This is a genomic window from Azotobacter bryophylli, from assembly GCF_042643485.1.
GTDB lineage: Bacteria > Pseudomonadota > Gammaproteobacteria > Pseudomonadales > Pseudomonadaceae > Azotobacter > Azotobacter bryophylli.
The window spans coordinates 266,232-284,579 of the sequence record NZ_JBHRSJ010000012.1; the positions used below are offsets into that span (position 1 = coordinate 266,232).

Annotated in this window: 14 protein-coding genes and 2 tRNA genes; 5 read left to right on the forward strand and 11 right to left on the reverse strand. The window is 69.8% G+C overall.

Annotated elements, in window-relative coordinates:
* Positions 1 to 37 precede the first annotated feature (37 nt).
* The 4 genes from ACFOJE_RS07420 to mgtA (ACFOJE_RS07435) all read left to right on the forward strand — a co-directional run bounded on the left by ACFOJE_RS07420 (position 38) and on the right by mgtA (ACFOJE_RS07435) (position 3,323).
* Complete coding sequence (locus ACFOJE_RS07420; RefSeq protein ID WP_377813672.1) at positions 38 to 310, forward strand: oxidative damage protection protein; 273 nt, start codon at positions 38 to 40, stop codon at positions 308 to 310.
* A 106-nt stretch (positions 311 to 416) separates the two neighbouring features.
* A tRNA-Phe gene (locus ACFOJE_RS07425) sits at positions 417 to 492 on the forward strand.
* Positions 493 to 519: 27 nt separating this feature from the next.
* Positions 520 to 595 (forward strand) — tRNA-Phe (locus ACFOJE_RS07430).
* A 187-nt stretch (positions 596 to 782) separates the two neighbouring features.
* A complete protein-coding gene (mgtA, locus tag ACFOJE_RS07435) occupies positions 783 to 3,323 on the forward strand; it encodes a magnesium-translocating P-type ATPase (protein ID WP_377813673.1) in 2,541 nt (846 codons plus the stop codon).
* 110 nt (positions 3,324 to 3,433) lie between these two features.
* On the opposite strand, the gene ACFOJE_RS07440 is transcribed toward mgtA (ACFOJE_RS07435), so the two are convergent.
* Positions 3,434 to 3,805 carry a copper-binding protein gene (locus ACFOJE_RS07440; RefSeq protein WP_377813674.1) on the reverse strand — a complete coding sequence of 124 codons (372 nt, stop codon included), beginning with the start codon at positions 3,803 to 3,805 and terminating at the stop codon, positions 3,434 to 3,436.
* A gap of 186 nt (positions 3,806 to 3,991) precedes the next feature.
* Positions 3,992 to 6,712, reverse strand: a complete 2,721-nt coding sequence (gene mgtA, locus ACFOJE_RS07445) for a magnesium-translocating P-type ATPase (RefSeq protein ID WP_377813675.1) — start codon at positions 6,710 to 6,712, stop codon at positions 3,992 to 3,994.
* A gap of 243 nt (positions 6,713 to 6,955) precedes the next feature.
* On the opposite strand from mgtA (ACFOJE_RS07445), the gene ACFOJE_RS07450 reads away from it, so the two are divergent.
* On the forward strand, positions 6,956 to 7,390 hold the full coding sequence (locus ACFOJE_RS07450) for a CBS domain-containing protein (RefSeq protein WP_377813676.1): 435 nt from the start codon (positions 6,956 to 6,958) through the stop codon (positions 7,388 to 7,390).
* A gap of 7 nt (positions 7,391 to 7,397) precedes the next feature.
* On the opposite strand, the gene ACFOJE_RS07455 is transcribed toward ACFOJE_RS07450, so the two are convergent.
* The 9 genes from ACFOJE_RS07455 to ACFOJE_RS07495 all read right to left on the reverse strand — a co-directional run bounded on the left by ACFOJE_RS07455 (position 7,398) and on the right by ACFOJE_RS07495 (position 18,335).
* Positions 7,398 to 9,521, reverse strand: coding sequence for a methyl-accepting chemotaxis protein (locus ACFOJE_RS07455; RefSeq protein WP_377813677.1), 2,124 nt, complete (start codon positions 9,519 to 9,521; stop codon positions 7,398 to 7,400).
* A gap of 299 nt (positions 9,522 to 9,820) precedes the next feature.
* The gene (locus ACFOJE_RS07460; RefSeq protein WP_377813678.1) at positions 9,821 to 10,360 is read right to left on the reverse strand and encodes a hydrogenase maturation protease; all 540 of its coding nucleotides are present in this window, start codon (positions 10,358 to 10,360) and stop codon (positions 9,821 to 9,823) included.
* Entirely contained in the window at positions 10,357 to 11,646 is a 1,290-nt protein-coding gene (locus ACFOJE_RS07465; RefSeq protein ID WP_377813679.1) for a Ni/Fe hydrogenase subunit alpha, read from the reverse strand. Before ACFOJE_RS07465 ends, ACFOJE_RS07460 begins: the two co-directional genes overlap by 4 nt.
* Complete coding sequence (locus tag ACFOJE_RS07470; protein ID WP_377813680.1) at positions 11,636 to 12,406, reverse strand: NADH-quinone oxidoreductase subunit B family protein; 771 nt, start codon at positions 12,404 to 12,406, stop codon at positions 11,636 to 11,638. Before ACFOJE_RS07470 ends, ACFOJE_RS07465 begins: the two co-directional genes overlap by 11 nt.
* A gap of 2 nt (positions 12,407 to 12,408) precedes the next feature.
* A complete protein-coding gene (locus tag ACFOJE_RS07475) occupies positions 12,409 to 13,242 on the reverse strand; it encodes an FAD/NAD(P)-binding protein (protein WP_377813681.1) in 834 nt (277 codons plus the stop codon).
* A gap of 1 nt (position 13,243) precedes the next feature.
* Positions 13,244 to 13,702 carry a cyclic nucleotide-binding domain-containing protein gene (locus ACFOJE_RS07480; protein ID WP_377813682.1) on the reverse strand — a complete coding sequence of 153 codons (459 nt, stop codon included), beginning with the start codon at positions 13,700 to 13,702 and terminating at the stop codon, positions 13,244 to 13,246.
* Positions 13,689 to 14,843, reverse strand: coding sequence for a 4Fe-4S dicluster domain-containing protein (locus ACFOJE_RS07485; protein WP_377813683.1), 1,155 nt, complete (start codon positions 14,841 to 14,843; stop codon positions 13,689 to 13,691). Before ACFOJE_RS07485 ends, ACFOJE_RS07480 begins: the two co-directional genes overlap by 14 nt.
* Before the next feature lie 112 nt (positions 14,844 to 14,955).
* Complete coding sequence (locus ACFOJE_RS07490) at positions 14,956 to 15,870, reverse strand: transglutaminase family protein (protein WP_377813684.1); 915 nt, start codon at positions 15,868 to 15,870, stop codon at positions 14,956 to 14,958.
* Positions 15,867 to 18,335, reverse strand: coding sequence for a circularly permuted type 2 ATP-grasp protein (locus tag ACFOJE_RS07495; protein WP_377813685.1), 2,469 nt, complete (start codon positions 18,333 to 18,335; stop codon positions 15,867 to 15,869). The genes ACFOJE_RS07490 and ACFOJE_RS07495 overlap by 4 nt, the downstream gene beginning before the upstream one ends.
* Between the last annotated feature and the right edge of the window lie 13 nt (positions 18,336 to 18,348).

The following is an 18,348-nucleotide window of genomic DNA, read 5'->3' on the forward strand; positions in this document are numbered from 1 at the left end:
CCACCCCGCTACAGAGAAGATGTCCGAGGAGACCCCCATGACCCGCACCGTCCACTGCCGCAAGTACAAAGAGGAACTGCCCGGCCTCGACCGCCCGCCGTATCCGGGGGCCAAGGGCGAGGACATCTACAACCACGTCTCGAAGAAGGCCTGGGACGAGTGGCAGAAGCATCAGACCATGCTGATCAACGAGCGCCGGCTGAACATGATGAACGCCGAGGACCGCAAGTTCATCCAGACCGAGATGGACAAGTTCCTCTCCGGCGAGGAATACGCCCAGGCGGAAGGCTACGTACCGCCGAGCGAGTGATCGCCCGGCTGCCCGCCCGTGCCGCTAACCGCTTAAAAAAACTAATTTTTTCGTGGGCCGCAGTTGACGTTCCGACGGCAAAGACGGTTTAATGCCGGCCGTTGTTGCCCAGGTAGCTCAGTCGGTAGAGCAGGGGATTGAAAATCCCCGTGTCGGCGGTTCGATTCCGTCCCTGGGCACCACTTCATTCAGGTGTCCATGCCTGACGCGCCCAGGTAGCTCAGTCGGTAGAGCAGGGGATTGAAAATCCCCGTGTCGGCGGTTCGATTCCGTCCCTGGGCACCATCGAATTCCTTCCGGCTGCCCTCGGCATCCGAAAGCCCGAAAAACCGGCCCTCGTGCCGGTTTTTTTGTTGCCCGCGAATTTCCTCCCCTGCCCCGCCGCCGTACAGCCGACCAGGCTGTGGATAACCCTGGCCGTCGAACACCGGGCACTACACTTAGCTCACCGCGTGCAGGCCAGGAATGCGACATGCCGATCGATTCGCCGCCCCCGCCCTGGTGGCTGGAGCCCCCGCCCGCAGCCGATGCCACTCGCGGCCTGTCGGCAGAGGAAGCCGGGGCCCGGCTCGAACGCTTCGGTCCCAACCTGTTCCGCGCGCGCCAGGAAAGATCGCTGCTGCGCCAATACCTCAGCCGCTTCGGCAACCCGCTGGTGATCATCCTGCTGGTCGCCAGCGCCGTCTCCGCCTTTACCGGAGAAGTGGCGGATTTCCTGATCATCGCCTGCATCGTGCTGCTCAGCGTCACCCTCGACTTCGTCCAGGAGCATCGGGCCAACGCGGCCGCGGAGAAGCTACGCCAGTCCGTGTCCGTGCGGGCCAGCGTGCTGCGTGACGGCCAGACGCGGGAGATCGCGGTCGCCGAGGTGGTGCCGGGCGACGTGGTGCTGCTGTCCGCCGGCGATCTGGTGCCGGCGGACGCCCGGGTGCTGGAAGCGCGGGATTTCTTCGTCAAGCAGGCGCTCCTGACCGGCGAGCCCTACCCCGTGGAAAAGCGCGCGGAAACGCCGCCGGCCACGGCCGTGGAGCTGGCCGAAGCCGGCAATGCGGTGTTCATGGGCACCTCGGTCATCAGCGGCAGCGCCCGGGCGCTAGTGGTGGAGACCGGCACCCGGACCGCCATCGGCGCCATCGCCGACAGCGTCACCCGCGCGGCGGCGCCGACCTCGTTCGAGCTCGGCACCCGCCAGTTCGGCCTGCTGATCATGCGCCTGACCATGCTCCTGGTGCTCTTCGTGCTGCTGGTGAACGCCGCCTTCCACCGGCCCCTGCTGGAATCCTTCCTGTTCGCCGTGGCCCTGGCCGTCGGCCTGACTCCCGAGCTGCTGCCCATGGTGGTCTCGGTCACCCTGTCGCGCGGGGCGATGCGCATGGCCAGGAAGCAGACGATCGTCAAACGCCTGTCGGCGATCCAGGACCTGGGCTCGATGGACGTGCTCTGCACCGACAAGACCGGCACCCTGACCGAGGCCAGCATCCGCCTGGAGCGGCAGGTGGACTGCCGGGGACAACCCAGCGAGCGGGTGCTGGAGCTGGCCTACCTCAACAGCTTCTTCGAGACCGGTCTGAAAAGCCCGCTGGACGAGGCGATCCTCGCCAGACCGGTCGGCACCGGCGCCTGGCGGAAGATCGACGAGGTGCCCTTCGACTTCGAGCGGCGGCGCGTCTCCGTCCTCATCGACGACGGCACGTCCCGCTGGCTGGTGGTCAAGGGAGCGCCGGACGACGTCATCGGGCTCTGCACCCAGTACGAAAGCGGCCCCGAAGCCCTCGCCCGGCCCATGGACGAGTCGGCCAGAGCGGCCGTCCACGACCAGTACCGCGCCCTGGAGCAGGACGGCCTGCGGGTGCTGGGGATCGCCTGGCGCCCGGTGGCGACGGACCATCCGCACGCGGTGGTGGGCGACGAGGCGCAGCTGGTGCTCGCCGGCTTCGCCGCCTTCCTCGACCCGCCCAAAGCCAGCGCCGCCCCGGCCCTGGCGGCGCTGGCGGAAAGCGGCGTGGCGATCAAGATAGTCACCGGCGACAGCGATCTGGTCACCCGGCACGTCTGCCGGCAGCTGGGAGTTCCGGTCGCCGGCCTGCTGACCGGCAAGGAGATCGACCAGTTGGACGATCACGCCCTGTGCGCCCGGGTGGAGGCGGCGAACCTGTTCTGCCGGGTCAACCCGGCGCAGAAGGAGCGAGTCATACGGGCGCTGCGGGCGCGCGGCCACGTGGTCGGCTACCTGGGCGACGGCATCAACGACGCACCGTCCCTGCATGCGGCGGACGTCGGCCTGTCGGTGGATTCGGCGGTGGACGTGGCCAAGGAGGCGGCCGACATGATCCTCCTGAAGCAGGACCTGCAGGTGCTGCAGGCGGGCGTGCTGGAGGGGCGGCGGACCTTCGGCAACATCATGAAGTACATCCTGATGGGAACCAGCTCCAACTTCGGCAACATGTTCAGCATGGCCGGGGCGGCGCTGTTCCTGCCGTTCCTGCCCATGCTGCCGACCCAGATCCTGCTCAACAACATCCTCTACGACGTCTCGGAAATCGCCATTCCGCTGGACGAGGTGGACGACGAAGAGATACGCCGCCCCCATGCCCTGGACCTGGAGTTCATCCGCGACTTCATGCTGGTGATCGGGCCGATCAGCTCGCTGTTCGACTTCCTCACCTTCTACCTGATGCTGCGGGTGCTGCAGGCCGGCGAGAGCCTGTTCCAGACCGGCTGGTTCGTCGAATCGCTGTGCACCCAGGTGCTGGTGATCTTCGTCATCCGCACCCGCAGCAATCCCCTGAGAAGCCGTCCCTATCCCGTGCTGACGGCGGCCTCGCTGGGCATCGCGGCGCTCGCGGTGCTCCTGCCCCTGCTGCCGCTGGCCGGCCATTTCGGCTTCGTGCCGCCGCCCGCCGCCTTCTACCTCATCCTCGGCGCCATGGTGCTGGCCTATCTGCTGATCGTGGAGCTGGCCAAACAAGGCTTCTACCGCTGGATGCGGGCGAGAAGAGCGGCACGGGGATAGAAGACTTGAAGCCCCGGATGAGGCCCGAGGTCAGCGCCGCCCGGAAGCGCTAGCGCGACGCGTCCCGAGCGCCGTTACCGGCCCGAGAACGGGCCGGCAGGAGTGGACGACTACTCGGTCTCGATCGACTGGATACGCGCCTTCTTGCCGTGGGTGCTGAACTCGAATTTCACCTTGTCCCCCACCTTGAGGTCCTTGAGCTGGTCCGGCGTGGCGGAGAAATGCCGGGTCTTGGCGCCCCAGCTCAGGCTGGGTACGGCATCGTGGGCGATGGTCACGCTCTCCTTCTGGATCGACTTGATCGTCCCGGTGGCCTCCGCCGTCTGCTCGGTGCCGCTCTTGTGTTCCGGCCCCATGTGCTCGGTACCTTTGTGTTCACTGCCGTGTTCAGAGCTCATGGGGTCGGAGCCGGTCGAGGTATCGGCAGCGATCGCCGTCTGGCTGAGCGCCGCGATCATGGTAACGACAAGCAGGTATCTCATTGCTGGATTTCCTCTGCGTGGCTGTCAGTTGCGAATGGGCGCCGACAGGGCCCGTCATTCGACGCCGGAATACGGCACCGTCGTCGAGGTCACGTCTGCGGCGGGCGGATTCCAGTGCCCGGTTAACCCTAGATCAGCCGCCTGCGCGACGTCCGGCAGGCTAACCAATGGGCGCCCACGGCGGGCTCACTGCCAGCCGTAACGTCGGACGAACCAGCCCTTCATCAGCTGGATGAGCACGGCGTATCCCAGCAGGATGCCGATCAACCAGGGGAAGTAACCCCATGGCAGCGCCTGCAGCTTGAAATAACCAGCCAACGGCGATACCGGCAGCAGCAGGCCGACTCCGATGATGGTCAAGGTCAGCGCCAGCAGTGGCCAGGACGCCCGGCTGCGGATGAAAGGCAGCTTGCGCGTGCGGATCAGGTGTACCACCAGGGTCTGGGAAATCAGCCCCTCGACGAACCAGCCGGTCTGAAACAGCCGCTGTTGCTCCGGGCTGTTCGCCGCGAACACGAACCACATGAGCAGGTAGGTGAGAATGTCGAAGATCGAGCTGAGCGGTCCGAAGAACACCATGAAGCGCCCTAGGTCCTCGGAACGCCAGTGCTGGGGACGCTCCAGCAGCTCCTCGTCGACGTTGTCGAAGGGAATGGCGGTCTGCGACAGGTCGTAGAGCAGGTTCTGCACCAGCAGGTGCATAGGCAGCATGGGCAGGAACGGCAGGAAGGCACTGGCCACCAGCACGCTGAACACGTTGCCGAAGTTCGAGCGGGCGGTCATCTTGATGTACTTGAGCATGTTGACGAAGGTCTTGCGGCCCTCGGCAACCCCCTGCTCCAGCACCAGCAAGCTCTTCTGCAGCAGGATGATGTCGGCGGCCTCCTTGGCGATGTCGACCGCGCTGTCCACCGAGATGCCGATGTCCGCCGCGCGCAGGGCCGGCGCGTCGTTGATGCCGTCGCCGAGGAAGCCGACCACGTGGCCGCGCTGGCGCAGCAGGCGAACCAGACGTTCCTTGTGCGCCGGTGTCAGGCGCGCGAAGACGGCGGTGCGCTCGCAGGCGGCGGCCAGGGCCTGGTCGTCGAGCGCCGCCAGATCGCTACCGGTCAGCAGCTCCCGGGCGTCCAGACCAACGGCGCGGCAGACGCAGCGGGTGACCCGCTCGTTGTCCCCCGTCAGCACCTTCACCGTCACGCCCTGCCGCCGCAGCGCCTTCAGGGCCGCCACGGCGGTTTCCTTCGGCGGATCGAGGAAGGCGATGTAGCCCATCAGCGTCAGCTCGCGCTCGTCCGCGAGCCGATAGTCGGCCTGGGCCGCCGGCAGCTCGCGCCGGGCCACCGCCACCACCCTCAGCCCCTCGTCGTTAAGAGTGGCGGTGTGGGCGCGGATCTCCACCAGCCGCGCGGCGTCCAGCGGCTCGCTGGAGGCGCCGTGGCGAACCCGGGTACAGACCTGGAGCACCTCTTCCAGCGCGCCCTTGCAGATCAGCAGATGGCCCTTCCCCTCCTCACCGACCACCACGGACATGCGCCGGCGCTCGAAGTCGAAAGGCAGCTCGTCGACCTTGACGAAGCGCTCGACCAGGCGCAGCTCGCCCCGCGACTCCGTGCGCTCCAGCACCGCCACGTCGAGCAGGTTCTTCAGGCCGGACTGGTAGTAACTGTTGAGAAAGGCGTATTCCAGCACCTCGTCGGAGGGCGCGCCGAAGGCGTCGGTATGGCGCTCGAGGACGATCCGGTCCTGGGTCAGGGTCCCGGTCTTGTCGGTGCACAGGACATCCATGGCACCAAAGTTCTGGATCACGTCCAGGTGCTTGACCACCACCTGCTGCCGGGACAGCACCACGGCCCCCTTGGCCAGCGTGGAGGTAACGATCATCGGCAGCATCTCCGGGGTGAGACCGACGGCCACCGACAGGGAGAACAGCGTGGCCTCCAGCCAGTCGCCCTTGGTGAAGCCGTTGATCAGCAGCACCACCGGCGCCATCACCAGCATGAAGCGGATCAGCAGCCAGCTGACCTTGTTGATGCCCCGCTGGAAGGCATTGGGCTCCTCGTCCCGCTGAGCGACCCGCGTGGTCAGGTTGCCGAAGAAGGTGGCACGACCGGTGCCGATGACCATGGCGGTGGCCGAGCCGCTAACCACGTTGGTGCCCATGAAGCACAGATTGTCCAGCTCCAGGGGGTTGCGCGCCTCCGTCCCGGCGCGGTGCGCGAACTTCTCCACGGGCAGGGATTCGCCGGTCATCGCGGCCTGGCTGACGAACAGGTCGCGAGCGTGCAGCAAGCGCAGGTCGGCGGGGATCATGTCGCCAGCGGACAGGCGCACGATATCGCCGGGCACCAAGTCGCGGATCGGCACCTCGACGCCGAAGGACGGCTGGCTCCGGCCGGCCTGCCCGGGACGCAGCACCGTGGCGGTGTTGCCGACCATGGCCTTGAGCTGCTCGGCGGCGCGATTGGAGCGGGTCTCCTGAAAGAAGCGCAGCAGGGTCGAGACCACCACCATGGTGCCGATCACCAGCGCCGCGCTCAGATCCTCGGTCACCCAGGAGATCAGGGCCAGGGCGGTCAGCAGCAGATTGAACGGGTTGCCGTAGCACAGCCACAGGTGCCGGCCGAGCGAAGCCGGACGATCCTGCTCCACCCGGTTCTCGCCAAAACGCTCGCGCCGCTCGTCCGCCTGCCCGGCACCGAGCCCCTGCGGGCCGCTGTCATAGGTGAGGTACAGCTCGGCCTCGTCGCTGCAGGCCGCCGCGACCAGCGACTCGACGAAGGCCGTCGGCAGTTGGGCGCGCGCCGGGCCGGGCACTAGGCGCTCGGACAGGACATCGCGGCGGAAGTGTCGGCGTTCGAGGCGGTGGCTAAAGAACTGCAGGAACAGTTGGGCGAGAATCTTGAACATGGGCACTCCAGATGCCCCGGTCGCGACGGCCAGGGTCGACGCCTTGTCAGGATGCTTCTGCTGCACGGAGCGTAGCGCATAGAAAGACCTCTCCCCGGCCCCGTCGTTGCCGGCCCCCGGTCCCGTACCGCGCGACGCTTACAAGCCCGTGGGATTCCGGCCATTGTGGCGCCGGCCGCCGGCGACCATGCTCGAGTTCCAACGTCGGGAGCACGCCGATCCGCACACACGAGGGCACCGTTCATGAAGACCGTGGCGCAAATCCTCCGGGACAAGCAGAACCGCGACGTCCACACCATCGGCCCGCACGCCACCGTCCTGGAGGCGCTGCAGGTGCTGGCCGAGAAGAACGTCGGCGCCCTGCCGGTGGTCGAGGACGGCCAACTGGTGGGCGTGATCAGCGAGCGCGACTATGCGCGCAAGGTCGTCCTGCGCGGACGCTCCTCGGTGGGCACCCCGGTCCGGTCGATCATGAGTGCGCCGGTGGTGACGGTGGGGCCGCAGCATAGTATCCGGGCCTGCATGGCGCTGATGACCGATCGCCACCTGCGCCACCTGCCGGTGGTCGAGAACGGCCACCTGGTGGGCCTGCTGTCCATCGGCGACCTGGTGAAGGAGGCGATCGCCGAGCAGGACGCCCTGATCGGCCAGCTGCAGCAGTACATCCGCGGCGAGTGAGCCGGGCTCAGGAAACGGTGAACTGCCCCACCATCTGCCGCAGCCGGCCGGTGTTGTGGCGCACGCTGGCCGAGCTGCCCTGCAGGTTACGCAGGATCTCCTGCATGTCCTGCGCGGCGCGGTCGACGTTGCGCACCGTGTTGCCGTAGTGCTCGCCGCGCTGCGCCAGCCGGGTGATCAGTTCGAACATCTGCCCCACCGCCTCCTGCAGCTGGCGGTTGGCCGAAGAACCCAGCTCGGCGTCGCCCAGCTTGTCGTCGACGCTGGCCACGCCCTCGTTCATGAAGGCCACCGCACCGCGGGTCTCCGCCTGCAGGCCCTCCACCACGTGGCGGATATCCTCGGCCGCCGCCGCGGTGCGCGAGGCCAGGGTACGGATCTCCCCGGCCACCACGGAGAAGCCGCGACCGTGCTCGCCGGCCCGCGCCGCTTCGATGGCGGCGTTGAGCGCCAACAGGTTGGTCTGCATGGTCACCCCGCTGATCAGCGAGACGATGTTGCCGATCTGGCCCATGCGGCTGTCCAGCGACTGCACGCTGGCCGCCGAGCGCTCCACCACGTCGCGGATCGCCTGGGTGCTCTCCCGGGCGCTGCCGATCACCGTGTCCATGGCTCGCTTCATCTCCTCGGCGGTCAGCGAGGCCTGCTGGATCTCGCTCAGCTGCGCCTCGACCATGCGCAACATCTCGCCCATAGCGCCGGCCATGGACTGGGAGTTGGCGCAGGCCTCCTGGTTGCGCTCGAGCATCTGCTCGTTGGTCTGGCCGACGCTGCGCGAGGCGGCGATCACCGCGCCGACGGTGCCGTCCAGGTTGTCGATGAAGCTGTTGATCCAGCGTCCCAGATCGCCGGTCTCGTCGTTGGCCATGCGCTCGCTGTCCAGGCGCTGACTGAGGTTGCCGCCGCCCTCGGCGATGGCGCGGATCACGTCGGTCATCTCCTGCAGGCGCCGGGCCGGACGCCGCGGGCCGAAAACGGCGAAGGCCAGGCCGGCCGGCAGCAGGAGCGCGGCTTCGAGCAGCGCCTGAGTGCTCTCGGACAGGCCGCCGTAGTGGCGCAGTAGGGTGCAGGCCCCCAGCCAGCCGCCCAAGGTGAGGAAGAAGGTGCGCATCAGCCCCAGGGTCAGCGAGCGCCGGCGATAGACCTCCTCCAGGTCGGCCTCGCACATCATGCCCCAGCGATCCGGCGAGCCGGGCAGCTGGAAGGTCAGGCCCTTGCCCACCACCGGGACGTGGCGGTAGTCGGAGTAGCCGGGATAGGTGACGAACAGGTTGCTGCCCTTGCGGATGGTCTCGCGCACCCCCGGATGCAGCTCGCCGGTGGCCGGATCGACGAAGCGCAGCTCCAGCTCGGTGTGACGCTTGATCTGCACCCGGCCCCAGCGGGTGTGCACGCCGCTCTTGAGGTTCTCGCCGAGGCTGAAGGTGCTGTCCTCGAAGCGCGAGCGCGACAGCGCGATGCCCGGGGCGATGCTGCGGTCGAAGCGCGATTCGACCATGAACAGGTAGTTGTCGCCCGAATCCTTGTAGACGTGGCCGGCCTCGCGCTGGATCAGGTCGCCCAGCACGTCGTTGGGCACCCGCCCACAGAGGCAGCCGAGCACCTGGCCGTCCCGGCGGATCGGCTGATAGAACATCAGCGTCACCTCGTCGTGGAAGCGCGAGCTGGACGGGCCGATCTCCAGGGTCAGGGGATCGCGGTAGGGGCCGTGCAGGAACGGCTGGCGCAGGCCGGAGGCCAGGGCGCGGGGGTCGGGTTCGCCGACCTGGCAGTGGTGCGGCCAGCTGGAGGCCAGCACCAGTCCTTCGGGCGAGACCACGAACAGCTCGGAGAAGTCCGCGGAGCGCTGCAGCTTGTCCTGCAGCAGGTCGTTCTCCAGCAGGGAGAAATCCTGCCCGAGGGCATCGGCCAGCTCGGCCAGGTAGGCCCACTGGCTGCGGGCCCAGCTCAAGAGCAGGCGCACCCGGGTCTCGGCGATGCCTTCGAAGACCTGTTCCATCACCGGATAGGTGGAGCGGTTCAGCCAGCACGACCAGCCCATCGCCAGCTTGCCGGTGCGCCCCAGCCAGGGGAGCCAGCGCCGCTCGGCGCCGGACAGCTGCATGTCATAGCTCTTCTCATAGCTCTTCATGGTCGGCCTCCCAGCCCATTGCAGTGGCACTTTGATACCGGGCGGATAGCACGAACTGTGCCGCCGGTTTTGCGCGGGGCGGCACAGGCGTCACGGGCCGGGGAAGGCGCGGCCTTGGGCGGTCGTCCCAGCATGCGGAACGGCGGCAGGAAACCGGCGATAACGCACCAATAGAAAGCCACGAAACGCACCTTCACAGGCGAATGCACCAATTCAACGCACTAATGACATAAGTCCTTGTCACTCAATCGGTTGCGATCGAAGGCACGAAAAGAAGACGCTCCAGAGTGGAGCGCACATCAGGCGTCCCGGCGAACGGAGGCTTCCGGAATCGGACCGGGCTCCCCGGCGCAGGGTTCCTCCTCGCCCGCCTCCGCAGGCCTCAGCAGCCGCCCGACCTCGCCGAGAATCCGTCCGGCGACCGCCTCCACGGCGGCGGCGACCTCGGCGCTCAGGGGCGCCCCGATCCGGAAGGAGCGGCCCTCCACCGCATAGACCACCAGCTGCGGCGGCGCCAGCCCGAGGACGCGGGCGAGCGCCAGCGCCTCGGCCAGGCCGAAGCCGTGGCAGGAGGCCGGCGCCGGCTCCGCGACCAGCTCGTCCATGGCTGGCTCCAGACGGCGGATGCATCCCGGCTCGCCCGCCGGCGCCGAGGCATCCACGCAGATCAGGGCGGCGAGGCCGGCCCAGCCCTCGATCAGCCCGAGCGCGTCGCCGCCGCACACCCGCAGCTCGACCCCGGCGGGCAAGCCACCGCGCAGGCGGGCGGCGACGGCCGGGCCGAGGCCGTCGTCGCCGCGGTCGGCATTGCCCAGGGCGAGCACCTGCACCCGTCTCATCCGCGGTGCAGCTTCAGGCGGAGGAAATGGGTCGAGCAGGAGATGCAGGGGTCGTAGTTGCGGATGCCCAGCTCGCAGCGCTCGCGGATGAAGTCCTCGGGTTGGTCGAGCAATGGCGTGGCGATGGCCTCTAGATCCGCCTCGATGCTCGGCTGGTTCTGCGCGGTGGGCGGGACGATGCGCGCGCCGACGATGGAACCGTCGGCGGCCACCTCGTAGCGGTGCCAGAGGCTGCCGCGCGGCGCCTCGGTGCAGCCGAAGCCGACGCCCGCGCGCGGCGTCACCGGCAGCGCGGCGACCGGCGGCGGACGGTAGGCGGCGATGATGGCGAGCGCCTCCTCGCAGGCGTAGAGGATCTCCAGGGCGCGCACCAGGATGCTCTGGAACGGGTTGCGGCACACCGGACCGAGCCCCGCCTCGCCGGCCAGTTGGCGGATGTGCGGCGGCAGGCGGTCGAAGTTCAGCGCGTAGCGCGCCAGCGGCCCGACCAGATAGGCGCCGCGGCGCTTGAGCAGCGAGTGCAGGGCCGTCGAGTGGGGCACCTGGCGCTCCTCGAACTCGGTCTCGTAGTCGGCGACATCGATGTCGATGTCCCGGCTGGACACCAGCCGCCCCTCGTTGAAGGGATATTCGTGCGGATGGCGCAGGGCGACGAACTCGTAGTCCCGCTCCATGTGCGGGAAGGGAAAGCCGGCCACCCAGCGCACCAGCTCGACGGCGCTCTCCCGGGCGCGGCCCAGTTCCTCGGCCAGCGGCGCCAGCTCGGCGCGGGTCGGCACCCGGTAGAAGCCGCCGACCCGGACGTTGATCGGATGGATCTCGCGCCCGCCGAGCAGGCGGACCACGGCGTTGCCGGCCTTCTTCAGGGCCAGGCCCTGGCGCACCCGCTCGCCGTGCTCGACCGCCATGCGGATCGCATCCGGATAGCCGAGGAAGTCCGGCGCGTGCAGCATGACCACGTGCAGCGCATGGCTCTCGATCCACTCGCCGCAGTAGATCAGCCGGCGCAGCGCCCGCAGCGGCCCGTCCACCCGCACGCCGAAGGCGTTCTCCAGGGCATGCACCGCGCTCATCTGGTAGGCGATCGGGCAGATGCCGCAGATCCGCGAGACGATGTCCGGCGTCTCGGCGAAACCGCGCCCGCGCAGCAGGGCCTCGAAGAAGCGCGGCGGCTCGAAGATGCCGAGCCGGGCGGCGGCGACCCGGCCGTCCTCGACGTGCAGGTCGAGGGAGCCCTCGCCCTCGACCCGGGCCAGGTAATCCACCTTGATCCGCTTACTCGTCATGGGCTTCCCCCTCCTCGCGGAACCCCGGGGCCCAGGCGTTGAAGGTGTGGAAGGCGCGGCGGATGTCCCGCGCGGGCACGCCCATGGCCGCCCACTGGCGGGCCAGCATCGCGGTGTCCGGGGTCTCCATCGGCCCGTAACAGCCGTAGCAGCCGCGCCGGTAGGCGGGGCAGAGGGCGCCGCAGCCGGCGTGGGTCACGGGACCGAGGCAGGGGGTGCCCTGGACCATCACGCAGACGTTGCCGCGCCGCTTGCACTCGATGCACACGCTGTAGGCGGGAATCGCCGGCTTGCGTCCGGCGAGGAAGGCGGTGATCACCTCCAGCAGCTGCCGCTTGTCGATCGGGCAGCCGCGCAGCTCGAAATCCACCGGCACGTGAGCGGCGATGGGCGTCGAGGTGGCCAGGGTCTCGATGTACTGCGGCTGGGCGTAGACCACGGCCAGGTATTCCTTCACGTCGGCGAAGTTGCGCAGCGCCTGGATGCCCCCGGCGGTGGCGCAGGCGCCGATGGTGACCAGGAACCGCGACTGCCGGCGCACCTCGCGGATGCGCTGGGCATCGGCCGGCGTGGTGATCGAGCCTTCCACCAGGGAAAGATCGTAGGGCCCCGCCTCCATGGCGCTGGAGGCCTCGGCGAAATGGGCGATGCGCACCACCTCGGCGAGCGCCAGCAGCTCGTCCTCGCAGTCGAGCAGGGACAGCTGGCAGCCGTCGCAGGAGGCGAACTTCCAGACGGCCAGGCGCGGACGCGTGTCCATGGTCAGATCTCCGGCACGGCGAGGATGCCGCCGATGCGTTCGAGGCTCAGCACCGGCCCGTCCCTGCAGACGAAGAAGGGGCCGAACTGGCAGTGGCCGCAGAGGCCGATGGCGCACTTCATGTTGCGCTCCATGGACAGGTGGATGCGCCCGGCGTCGATCCCGGCGGCGAGCAGGGCGTTGGCGGCGAAGCGCATCATCACCTCCGGACCGCAGACCAGCGCCAGGGTCTCCCGGGGGTCGAGGCCGGCATGGGGGATCAGCGCCGGCACCACGCCGACGTGACCGCGCCAGCCGGCATCGGCGTAGTCGACGGTGAGCAGCACCTCCAGATCCGGGCGCCGGCGCCAGCGCTCCAGCTCGCGGCGGTAGAGGATGTCGGCCGGGGTGCGGCTGCCGACCATGAGCACCACCCGGCCGTAGCGCTCGCGCCGGGCGAGGGCGGCGTAGATCGCCGGGCGCAGCGGCGCCAGACCGAGCCCGCCGGCGACGAAGAGCAGGTCCGCGCCCTCCGCCTCGGCCAGCGGCCAGGCGCTGCCGAAGGGGCCGCGCACGCCGAGGCCGGCGCCCACCTCCAGGCGAGTCAGCGCGCCGCTGACCGCGCCGACGTTGCGGACGGTGTGGATCAGGGTCGCGCCGCGCTCGGCATCTCCGCTCAGGCTGACCGCCACCTCGCCGACGCCGAACACGTAGAGCATGTTGAACTGGCCGGGCAGGAACGCCGGCCGCTCGCCGGCCAGCGGGGCCAGCTCCAAGGTCACCGCGCCGACCAGTTCGCGGCGGCGCCGCTCGACCCGGTAGGGCTGCGGCAGGAACGGATCGGCGCAGGCCGCCATCTCAGCGCTTCCCGTAGACGTCGAGCAGCTGCAATCGGGTGGCCTGCAGGCGCTGCACCAGGATCGGCAGGAAGCGCTTCATCATCTCGTAGCCCAGGTGATGGTCGCACTCGCACTTGCCGCGCAGGCAGGCGGCGTCCAGGCCGATCGCCCGGGTCAGCTCCACCGCGCGGGCGGAGAACTGCCAGCGGTACGGCGGCAGCAGCCAGGAGGCGCCGACGATCTCGCCTTGGCCGAGGGTGGCGAAGACCGCCGGCGGCCGTCCCGGCTCGACCAGCTCCAGGGCCACCCGGCCGTGGCGGAGCAGGAAGAACTCGTCGGCCGGAGCGCCCTCGCGGAACAGGTAGTCGCCGGCGGCGAAGCGGACGTTGCGCGCGCAGCCGGCGACCAGCCGGCCGTATTCCGGAGCGAAGCCGGCGAAGAACGGATGCCGGCCGAGGATCTCCTCAATGCCCTCCATGGGGTTCCCCCTTGCTGGCATGGGGCGTGGCACGGATGGCCGCCGCCTCCTCGGTGATGTCGATGCCCACCGGGCACCAGGTGATGCAGCGCCCGCAGCCGACGCAGCCGGAGCTGCCGAACTGGTCGATCCAGCTGGCCAGCTTGTGGGTCATCCACTGGCGATAGCGACCCTTGTCGCTCTGCCGCACGCTGCCGCCGTGGATGTAGGAAAAGTCCAGGGTGAAGCAGGAATCCCACAGGCGCACCCGCTCGGCCGAGCCGGCCAGGTCGCTGTGGTCCTCCACCGTGGTGCAGAAGCAGGTCGGGCAGACCATGGTGCAGTTGGCGCAGGTCAGGCAGCGCTCGGCGACCTCGTCCCAGCGCGGATGCTCGGGATTGCCCTCCAACAGCTCCTGCAGGCCCTCGGTTTCCAACGTGCGCCCCATGCAGCCGGCGGTGCGCGCGACCAGCGCGGCGGCCGCCGCCAGGTCGGACTCCGTCGCCGGCCGCTGCGGCAGCGCCGCCAGCAGCTCAGCGCCCGCCGCGCTGCCGACCTCGACCAGGAATTCGTGGCACTCCGTATCCAGCAGCTCGGTCAGCGCCAGGTCGAAGGCGCCTTCGGCCTTCGGCCCGCTGCCCATGGACACGCAGAAGCAGGTGCCGCCGGCCACGGAGCAGTTCAGCGCGACGATGAAGGCCTCGCGCCGGCGGCGCTCATAGGCGCCGTCGCGGTAGGGCCCCTCGCAGAACACCCGGTCCTGGATGGCGATGGCCTGCAGGTCGCAGGCGCGCACGCCGAGGAAGGCGTAGCGCGGCGCGGCCTCGGCGGCGTTGCTGAAGATCAGCCCGCCCTCCTCCTGCCGCACCCGCCAGAGAATCTCGCTCGGCGGCAGCAGGAAGCGCTTCCACGACTGCGGGCCGGCGGCGAAGCCGAACAACGCCTCGTCGTCGCGCCGCTCCAGGCGGTAGTGGCCGGGGCCCTGGCGCTCGGTCCAGCCGGCCGGCAGCTCGGCGACGGCGGCGATCTCGTCGTAGAGGATCGCCCCGTCGCGCAGCGTCGGTCCGAGCACCCGGAAGCCGCGCTCGGCCAGGGCCTCGATCAGGGCCTGCAGGCCGTCGCGGTCGAGGACGGCAGGGGCGGTGTTCGGCGGAGCGTCCATCCTCGCCTCCTGGCAGGAGCCGGATATGCAGGAGCGCATTCGTTCGCGTTTGGACGGCCGGGGGGCGAATTAATTCGCCCCCGCGCGCACCACCTAAGGATAACGGATGCGCTCAGAGCGCGCGCTTCTCCGCCTCCGCCAGGGGCATGACGGTGACCCGGACCTCCGGGTCGTGGACGCCGCCGCCGAGGATCACCCCGCGCAGCGGCGAGACGTCGCCGAAGTCGCGGCCCCAGGCCAGGGTGATGTGCTCCAGGGCCGGGCGCATGTTGTTGGTCGGGTCGAAGTCGACCCAGCCCTGGGTCGGGCACCAGACCGAGACCCAGGCGTGGGAGGCGTCGGCGCCGATCAGCCGCGGCTGGCCGGGCGGCGGGGTGGTCAGCAGGTAGCCGCTGACGTAGCGCACCGCCAGGCCGCGGGAACGCAGGCAGGCGAGCATCAGATGGGCGAAGTCCTGGCAGACCCCGCGGCGCTCTTCCAGCACCTGGGACAGCGGCGTGGAGACCTGGGTGGCCGCGGCGTCGAAGGTGAACTCGGCGAAGATCTTCTCCATCAGCGCCTGCACCGCCGGCAGCAGCGGCCGGCCGGGGCGGAAGCAGTCGTCGGCGAAGCTCGCGAAGGCCTGCTTGAGGTGCACGTAGGGCGACTCGAAACGGAAGCGCGCTGCCTCCAGCTGGGCCGCGGAGAGCGGCCGGCCGCTGTAGGCCAGGCCCAGGCAGACCTGCTCCCAGGCCGGCGAGTCGGCCAGCTCGAAGGCCGGGCGCGCGAGCACCTCGACCTGCAGGCGGGCGCGCACCTCCAGCTCGTCGTGGGGCCGCTCGAAGGCCAGCCGGGTCAGCGGGTTGCCGAAGGCGTCGAGGCCGTCGGTGCGCCGCGTCGGCTCGGGCTCGACGACCAGTTGGCGGCCGCCGCAGCGCTGCCAGGGGAAGTCCCGCGGCCAGAGGTGGACCAGCTGCTGGGACAGGGACACCGGCGCCGAATAGCGGTAGCGGGTGTCGTGGAGAATCCGGTAGTGGGCGCTGTTCATCGGGATTGGGTCCGCTGGCTGGCGTCGACGTGCACGAAGAAGCGCAGGCCGAGGTAGTCGGAGAGCTGCCCCGCCGTCGCCGCGGCATCGCGCAGCAGAGCGGCCAGCTCGGCCAGCGCGGCGGCGTCGACGCGCTCCAGACGACGGAAGTCGAAGGCCAGCAGGCGCGCCTCCAGGGCGCCGATGTCCGGCGGTGCCAGTTCTAAGCGCTCGGCCAGCCCGCGCAGCGACGCCTGCAATTCACGCAGCTGGAACAGCACCGAGTGGGGGTTCTGCTCGTCGCGCAGGAGCAGGTCGAGCACCGGGATCAGCTGCGCCGTGGCCATGTAGCGGGTGCGGTAGGTGATGCTGCTGTTGCCCAGTTCGAGCAGCCAGGCCAGCGCCGACGGATCGGCCTGCGCCGGGCCGTCGAGGAAGCCGGCGATGCTGCCGGCGACGAACTGCAGACGCTCGATGCGGCAGCCGATCAGCAGGAACAGCCAGCCGTGGTCGCGGGTCATGTCGTCGAGGGCGAAGCCCGACAGCGAGGCCAGCGAGATCAGCAGGCCGTCGAGGAATTCGAGCAGCTCGCCGAAGTCGGCCCTCTCGTTCTCCAGCCGCTGGGCGCTGCGCTGCAGCTCTCGCAGGGCCTGCCAGTGCGACTGGGACAGCTTGCCGCGGACGCTGGCGGCGGCCGCGCCCAGGTACTGCAGGTCGTTGCGCAGGCTGGTCGGCCAGTCGCGGCCCTGCACGGCCTGGCGCAGCTGCCGCTCCAGCGTCAGGTCGTCTTCCCCGCCGAGCAGGCCGAGGCTCTCCGCCACGGCCAGGGCGGCCTGCAGGGACTGCGGGTCGTCGTCATCGTCCACGTAGCGGGCCAGCATGATGCGCAGCAGCCGCGCGCAGTCCTCGCTGCGCTCGCAGTAGCGGCCGTACCAGAACAGGTTCTCGGCGACCCGCGACGGCAGGTAGGGGTCGCTGCGCACGATGTCGGCCACGCCCAGGGGACGCACCCACTGCCAGGGCTCGCCGGCGCCGTGCCGGCCGCCCAGCACCCAGGTGTCCTTGCTCGCCCCGCCGCGCTGCATGGACAGCACCTCGGCGTCGGCCTCAGCGGCGACCCGGGTCAGGCCGCCGGGCATCACCCGATAGCCGTCCCGGCAGGCCACGGCGAACACCCGCATGCCGATCGGGCGCGATTCCAGACGGCCGCTGGCGGCCTGCCAGACCGGCGCCTGGGACAGCAGCGGGCGCTCCTGGCCGACGTAGGCGTAGGGCCGCAGGCGCAGGCGTTCGGCCAGGACGGCGCGCTCGACGTCGTCCAGTTCGGGGCCGAACAGCGGCTCGAAGTGCTGCGACGGGTAGGCCGAGCGGATCAACAGCTGCGGCAGCTTCTTCACCGCCTCCTCCAGCACCGGCGGTTCGCCGCACCACCAGCTGGCGATGGACGGCAGCAGCAGCTCCTCGCCGAACAGCCGGCGGTTGATCGCCGGCAGGAAGCCGGGCAGGCCGGGGGACTCCAGCACCCCGCTGCCGAGGGCGTTGGCCACCAGCACGCGGCCGGCGCGCACCGCCTCGAGCAGGCCGGTCACGCCGAGGGCGGAGTCGGCGCGCAGCTCCAGCGGGTCGCAGAAATCGTCGTCGAGCCGGCGCAGGATCGCGTGCACCCGCTTCAGCCCGCCGAGGGTCTTGAGGTAGACGGTGGCGTCGCGCACCGTCAGGTCGCTGCCCTCGGCCAGCGGATAGCCCAGCTGGCGCGCCAGGTAGAGGTGCTCGAAATAGCTCTCGTTGAAGCGCCCGGGCGTCAGCAGCACCACCAGCGGCGTCTCGCCGTCGCTGGGCGCCTGGCGCGCCAGGGTCTCGCGCAGGCCGAGGAAGAAGCCGGCGATGTACTGCACGCGCAGGTCGCGGTAGAGATCGGGCAGGGCGCGCGAGACGATCTGCCGGTTCTCCAGGGCGTAGCCGGCGCCGGAGGGTGCCTGGGTGCGGTCGGCGGTGACCCACCAGCGGCCGTCCGGCCCGCGCGTCAGGTCCACGGCGTAGACGTGCAGCCAGGTGCCGCCCGGCGGACGGATGCCCTGGCAGGGCCAGAGGAAGTTGTTGTGGCCGAACACCAGATCGGTCGGCAGCAGCCCCTCGGCGAGCAGCCGCTGCGGGCCGTAGATGTCGGCCAGCATGGCGTTCAGCAGGGTGGCGCGCTGGGCCACGCCACGGGCCAGCGGCTCCCATTCCTCGGCCGGAATCAGGTTCGGCAGCAGATCCAGCTCCCAGGGCCGGTCGGCGCCGTCCGGGTCGGCGTAGACGTTGTAGGTCACGCCGTTTTCCTGGATCTGCCGGGCCAGCAGCTCCTGGCGCTGGCGCAGCTGGGCCGGCGGGCAGTTCTGCAGGTAGTCGAACAGCCGCCGCCAGTGCGGCCGCACCCGGCCCCTGGCGTCGAAGAGCTCGTGGTAGGTCGCGGGGTCGCGGGCGGCAGCGGACGATTTGGACATAGGAACTCGGTCG

Excerpts from the sequence above, each read along its gene's own strand:
- ACFOJE_RS07420 (WP_377813672.1), top strand. The coding sequence starts at position 38 with ATGACCCGCACCGTCCACTGCCGCAAGTACAAAGAGGAACTGCCCGGC.
- mgtA (WP_377813673.1), top strand. The coding sequence starts at position 783 with ATGCCGATCGATTCGCCGCCCCCGCCCTGGTGGCTGGAGCCCCCGCCC.
- ACFOJE_RS07440 (WP_377813674.1), bottom strand. The coding sequence starts at position 3,805 with ATGAGATACCTGCTTGTCGTTACCATGATCGCGGCGCTCAGCCAGACG.
- mgtA (WP_377813675.1), bottom strand. The coding sequence starts at position 6,712 with ATGTTCAAGATTCTCGCCCAACTGTTCCTGCAGTTCTTTAGCCACCGC.
- ACFOJE_RS07450 (WP_377813676.1), top strand. The coding sequence starts at position 6,956 with ATGAAGACCGTGGCGCAAATCCTCCGGGACAAGCAGAACCGCGACGTC.
- ACFOJE_RS07455 (WP_377813677.1), bottom strand. The coding sequence starts at position 9,521 with ATGAAGAGCTATGAGAAGAGCTATGACATGCAGCTGTCCGGCGCCGAG.
- ACFOJE_RS07460 (WP_377813678.1), bottom strand. The coding sequence starts at position 10,360 with ATGAGACGGGTGCAGGTGCTCGCCCTGGGCAATGCCGACCGCGGCGAC.
- ACFOJE_RS07465 (WP_377813679.1), bottom strand. The coding sequence starts at position 11,646 with ATGACGAGTAAGCGGATCAAGGTGGATTACCTGGCCCGGGTCGAGGGC.
- ACFOJE_RS07470 (WP_377813680.1), bottom strand. The coding sequence starts at position 12,406 with ATGGACACGCGTCCGCGCCTGGCCGTCTGGAAGTTCGCCTCCTGCGAC.
- ACFOJE_RS07475 (WP_377813681.1), bottom strand. The coding sequence starts at position 13,242 with ATGGCGGCCTGCGCCGATCCGTTCCTGCCGCAGCCCTACCGGGTCGAG.
- ACFOJE_RS07480 (WP_377813682.1), bottom strand. The coding sequence starts at position 13,702 with ATGGAGGGCATTGAGGAGATCCTCGGCCGGCATCCGTTCTTCGCCGGC.
- ACFOJE_RS07485 (WP_377813683.1), bottom strand. The coding sequence starts at position 14,843 with ATGGACGCTCCGCCGAACACCGCCCCTGCCGTCCTCGACCGCGACGGC.
- ACFOJE_RS07490 (WP_377813684.1), bottom strand. The coding sequence starts at position 15,870 with ATGAACAGCGCCCACTACCGGATTCTCCACGACACCCGCTACCGCTAT.
- ACFOJE_RS07495 (WP_377813685.1), bottom strand. The coding sequence starts at position 18,335 with ATGTCCAAATCGTCCGCTGCCGCCCGCGACCCCGCGACCTACCACGAG.